This is a genomic window from Streptomyces sp. NPDC003038, assembly GCF_040611115.1.
Classification (GTDB): Bacteria; Actinomycetota; Actinomycetes; order Streptomycetales; family Streptomycetaceae; genus Streptomyces.
On record NZ_JBEXNN010000077.1, the window covers coordinates 1 to 5,335 of the forward strand.

Here is a 5,335-nt window from a genome sequence, read left to right on the forward strand (position 1 = left end):
CGACCGCTCGTTTGCGCAGCTCAAGGGGATAGGAGGAAGGGCGTGCCATTACTCGATCCTTTCACGGAATCAAGTCTCTACCGAACCCGGAACGGGCGCCGGTGAAGGAGGCCATCCCCGAGTGGTTCTCACTCCGCCCTTCGAGCCGATGCTCGCTCAGGCCGCCGAGTACGTCCCCGGCTCCGGGGTCCTGGCGAGCGGCTTCGCGGCGGAGCAGAAGTTCGACGGCCACCGCGCGATCCTCTTCACCTCTGCCGGCCCCGGCGGCCGGCTGCTCCTGCAGACCCGGCGCGGCTCCCTGGTCCAGGACCGATTTCCCGACTTGGTCGCGGCTGCCGAGCAGCTGCCGGACGGCCTGGTCCTCGATGGCGAGCTCGTCGTCTGGGACACCGCAGCCGGCCGGTTGTCCTTCGAAGCGCTCCAGCGCCGGGCCGCCGCCCGCGGCTGCACCGCCACGGCGCTCGCCGCGAAGAGCCCGGCGTTCTTCAACGCCTTCGACGCCTTGCAGATCGACGGCATTGAGTTGCTGGCCCTGCCCTATGCCGAGCGCCGCCGACGCCTGGAGGTCCTCTTCGCGGCCCGCGCACTGACCGCCCCGTGGATCCTGTGCCCGATGACCACCGACCCGGTCAAGGCCAGGGAGTGGCTGGAGGACTGGACGGACGTCTCCGGCGTCGAGGGTCTGGTCGTCAAAGCCGTGAACCAGCGCTATCGGCCCGGAGTCCGTGACCGCGCCTGGACCAAGATCCGGCGCCGGGACACCACCGAAGCGATCATCGGCGCTATCACCGGCACCCTCACCCGCCCCCAACTCCTCATCCTCGGCCGTCACGACCCGACCGGACGCCTCCGCCCCATCGGCCGCACGGTCCCGCTGCGCCCCGACGCGGCCCGCCAGCTCGCCGAGCACCTCACCGCCGCCGGCTCCGGCCACCCCTGGACCGGCGCGAAGTTCTCGTCGGCATGGGGCACCCGCGACGTCCTCGACACCACCCTCGTCCAGCCCGACCTCGTCGCGGAGATCAGCGCCGACACCTCCGTCGACCGGGGCGGCGTCTACCGGCACCCGATCCGGTACGTGCGCCTGCGTCTGGACGCGGCCGTGGAAGACGTGCCCCGGTTGGGCGGGGGCCCGGGCCCAGCCGCGGGATAGTGCCGCCGGCCGATGCTGGGGTGGGCACCTGCGCGGAGGGGGAGGGGCAGGTGCCCACGGGTGACGACCGGGGGCCGCTCACCGCGCCGGCCGCCGGTTCCAGCGTAAGCTTGTCCTACCTTCCAAGCGTGGGTCTGAGACGGTCATTCGTAGGATCGTCGGACCCGGGGGTTCCGGGTATGGCTGTCAGCTTGTCGCCGTCTGATGGCTCAAATGACTTGGCCGCCTGGAGCCCCGCGACGACTCGACCGCTAATTGGGATACGCGACTCGATCGCTGTGTAGGACAACGTCGGCGAGGTCGTCTGCGGGACTGCAGTTGGACGACGAGCTGGCGGAGGTGACCGTGCCCGAGATCTGGGCCGGGGTGGACATCGGCAAGGAACATCACCACTGCGTGGTGATCGATACCCAGGGCGAACGCTTGCTGTCGCGGCGGGTACTGAACGACGAGTCCGCGCTGCTGGAGCTGATCGGCGACGTACTCGCGCTCTCCGAGGACGCGCTGTGGGCAGTGGACATCAACCACGGCGGTGCCGCCCTCCTCATCGGCCTGCTGCTGGGCCACGACCAGCCGATGGTCTACCTGACCGGGCTCGCTGTTCACCAGGCATCAGCCGCCTACCGCGGCCAAGGCAAGACGGACGCCACGGACGCCTTCGTCATCGCCGACCAGGCCCGCATGCGCAAGGACCTCGGCGCTCTGCGGCCCGGCGATGAGATAGCCGTCGACCTTAAGACCTGGTCAGGCGTCGTACCGACCTCGTCAACGACCGCACTCGCCAGATAAACCGGCTTCGGGAACAACTCCTGGAGATCTGCCCGGCCTTGGAGCGAGCCCTCAGCCTGACGAACAAGGGGCCGGTCCTGCTGCTGACCGGCTACCAGACGCCGGCCGCCATCCGCCGCAGCGGCTTCAGGCGCGTCGAGACCTGGCTGAAGAACCGCAAGGTCAAAGGCGCCGCCACGCTCGCCCAGGCCGCCGTCGAGGCCGCCCAGGCCCAGCACACCTCACTGCCCGGCGAGACGCTGGCCGCGTCGATGGTGGCCCGCCTCGCGAAGGGGGTGATGGCCCTGGAAGAGGAGATCGCCGAGCTCGACGCACTCATCGAGGCCCGGTTTCAGGAGCACCCGCACGCCGAAGTGATCCGCAGCCTGCCCGGCAGGGCGCCATGCTCGGGGCCACCTTCATCGCGGCAACCGGCGGCGATATGGAAGCCTTCGGCACCGCCGACCGGCTGGCTGCGTTCGCCGGCCTGGCACCGGTTCCACGCGACTCCGGTCGCGTCAGCGGAAACATGCGCCGCCCCCGCCGCTACCATCGCGGCCTCCTGAGAGCCTTCTACCTCTCCTCCATGGCCAGCTTGCGGTCGTGTCCCGCGTCACGGGCCTACTACGAACGCAAGCGCGCCGAGGGGAAGGGACACAAGCAGGCCGTGCTGTCACTCGCGCGTCGCAGAGCCAACGTTCTGTGGGCGATGATTCGCGACGGAGCGTGCTATCAACCTGCACCACCAGTCACGATGGCTGCTTGACATTCTCATTGGGAAGTCGTTTATGGTCCGAGGTCGAACGCGGATCGAACTTGCTGAGCGTCTTCGCAGTTCACAGGACGTGAGAGCGGCCTCCGGCTGATCCTTTGCCCGTCACAGAGGCAGAGAACCAGCGCGAAGGCCGTGGTCGTGAGTTTGGTGCATCAGGGCGTCCTGTGGGATGCGTTCGCGGAAGCGTCACGCTTCCGGTCTGAGTTGTACGCGTGTCTGACCGCTCGGGGCGACGCGTTGTTCGAGCTGTGCGACGCGCTGTTGTGTACTGATGGTCCGGTCAGGACGCTGGTCGACCTGGCTCTGGCGCCTGAGCACCGGCGCGGACACGGCGCCCTGTACGGAGGACTCAACCAGGGACAGATCGACGTCGCCCGGCTTCGCCGGGCCCTGGCCGGGGTGCCGCTGCCAAGGGCTGCGGACGGTCGGCTGGTACTGGCCGTCGACGTCTCACCATGGCTGCGACCGGACGCCGATACGTGTGCTGACCGGGCCTTTTGCCACACCTTCGGCCGTGGTGAGGGCAAGCATCAGATGGTGCCGAGCTGGCCGTACTCGATCGTGGCCGCGCTGGAGAGTGGCCGCACCTCCTGGACCGCGGTGCTGGACGTGGTCCGTCTGGAGCCCGGGGCGGACGTCGCCGCGGTGACCACGGTGCAGATCCGCGAGGTCATCGAGAGGCTGGTGGACGCCGGGCAGTGGCAGCCTGGCGACCCGGAGGTGCTGGTGGTGATGGACGCCGGCTATGACGCTCCCCGCATTGCTCATCTGCTGGACGATCTGCCGGTGCAGGTCCTTGACCACCTCCGCTCCGACCGCGTGATGCGACGACCGACGCCACCACGGGTCTACGGCCCGAAAGGCGGCCGACCGCCCAAGCACGGGGGCGAGTTCGTCTTCGGCGACCCTGCCACCTGGGGCACTGAGCAGGCCGTGACCGTCACGGACACCCGCCTCTACGGGAAGGCGACCGCGCAGGCGTGGGACCGGCTGCACCCTCGGCTGACCCGCCGGGCGGCCTGGCTCGACCACGACGGGCCGCTGCCCATCATCGAGGGCACCGTCGTCCGCCTGGTCGTCGAGAAGCTGCCCTCCGGCGGGGTCAACAAGCCCGTCTGGCTGTGGTGGTGGGAAACCGGCGCCACCCCCGACGACGTGGACCGCTGCTGGCAGTCATTCCTCCGCCGTTTCGACCTGGAGCACACATTTCGCCTGTTCAAGCAGACCCTCGGCTGGACGAAACCCTGGTTTCGCAGCTCAGAAGCGGCCGACCGCTGGACCTGGCTGGTGATCGCCGCCTACGCCCAGCTCCGGCTCGCCCGCCCGCTCGCCACCGACCTCCGCAGGCCGTGGGAGAGGCCGACCGATCCGAACAAACTGACCCCCGCACGCGTCCGCAGGGGGTTCAGGAACCTGCGCGCGAAGACTGGTTCCCCGGCCGGTGCACCGAAACCGACCCGCCCCGGCCCAGGCCGACCGCTCGGCTCGAAGAACCACCGCACGGCAACCCGCTACGACGTGGGGCGAGTCCTCGCCACCGGCCAGGCACACAGCCGCCCCGCACATCACAAGACAGGAACCAAGCCCCGCCGCACTGCATGAACCCACAGCCCACAGCAGGTGAGACACCCAAGTGGGTCTCGCACCGGGCAAGATGAGCGACATGGTCAACGAGGGGAACACGGGCTTCACACTGCCGCGGGGCGCGACAGGCTTCTTCGTGCCGAAGGACGGCCCGCTTCCGGAGACTGACCTGCGGGCGTTCCGAGCCGCTCTGTATGCAGCTGCCCCGAGCCGCCGAAGGCCAGGTGGGCGAGATCGAGGGCCAGGAGTACCCCTGGACCTTCCACACCGCGTCGGTCGGTGATCGCACTGGCGAGAGCGTCATCCTGTGCCACGCCCATCACCCCTGGATCGCCTTCGCTCAAGAACGCCGGAACTGTACGCAGAGGAGTTCCTCCCCCCTCCACCGTGGGCCTCTACCTTCGCTGAAGCAGGCTTCGTGGTTCTGAGCAGCGAGCAACTCACCACACCTCTCTCCGACGTGGACACTTCGGTGCTTGCACAGGGCGAGTGGCGCCACATTCGCTCCTACGGCATCACCACGTTGGGCGAGATCCGCCGCATCGTCTGCACCACGAACGCGATCGAGTCCGTGAACGCCAGGATCCGGCGGGCGGTCAAGGCACGTGGACACTTCCCGAACGAGACCGCGGCCCTAAAGTGCGTCTACATGGCCATCATGTCGCTCGATCCCACCGGCAAGGGACAGGCCCGCTGGACCATGCGCTGGAAGACCGCCCTGAACGCCTTCGACGGCCGCCTCTCCACAGCCCGCCAGTAACCCCAACCATCCTGGATACACCGTTCGATTGACAGACCCGGATCCAACTCCGGCCCCACCTGATCGACGGCTGCCTCACCGCCACCGGCCTGACCCTCGCCCCACCGACCCCACCCTGAAAACCTCAGTAGACAGACCTGCTCAGTACTGTGTGGGCTATGGTCGGAGGGAGGATCGACGTGGCAGCGCATCGTCAGCCGAAGAGACCGGTGTAGTCGGCGCCGACCGTCAGGGTGACGACTGTCGGCGCGGCGTCCGCATCGGACCGGGTGCCGGTGGCTGTTCTGAGGCGGGC

At 68.7% G+C, this 5,335-nt stretch carries 2 protein-coding genes and 2 pseudogenes; all 4 read left to right on the forward strand.

Annotated elements, in window-relative coordinates; translation table 11 throughout:
• Window positions 1–121 precede the first annotated feature (121 nt).
• A complete protein-coding gene (locus tag ABZX75_RS33755) occupies window positions 122–1,153 on the forward strand; it encodes an ATP-dependent DNA ligase (protein WP_355417908.1) in 1,032 nt (343 codons plus the stop codon).
• Window positions 1,154–1,492: 339 nt separating this feature from the next.
• Window positions 1,493–2,687 (forward strand): annotated as a pseudogene (locus tag ABZX75_RS33760) (IS110 family transposase).
• Between the two features lie 147 nt (window positions 2,688–2,834).
• Complete coding sequence (locus tag ABZX75_RS33765; protein WP_355417911.1) at window positions 2,835–4,298, forward strand: NF041680 family putative transposase; 1,464 nt, start codon at window positions 2,835–2,837, stop codon at window positions 4,296–4,298.
• A 511-nt stretch (window positions 4,299–4,809) separates the two neighbouring features.
• Window positions 4,810–5,040: pseudogene (locus ABZX75_RS33770) on the forward strand (transposase); the annotation flags it as partial.
• Between the last annotated feature and the right edge of the window lie 295 nt (window positions 5,041–5,335).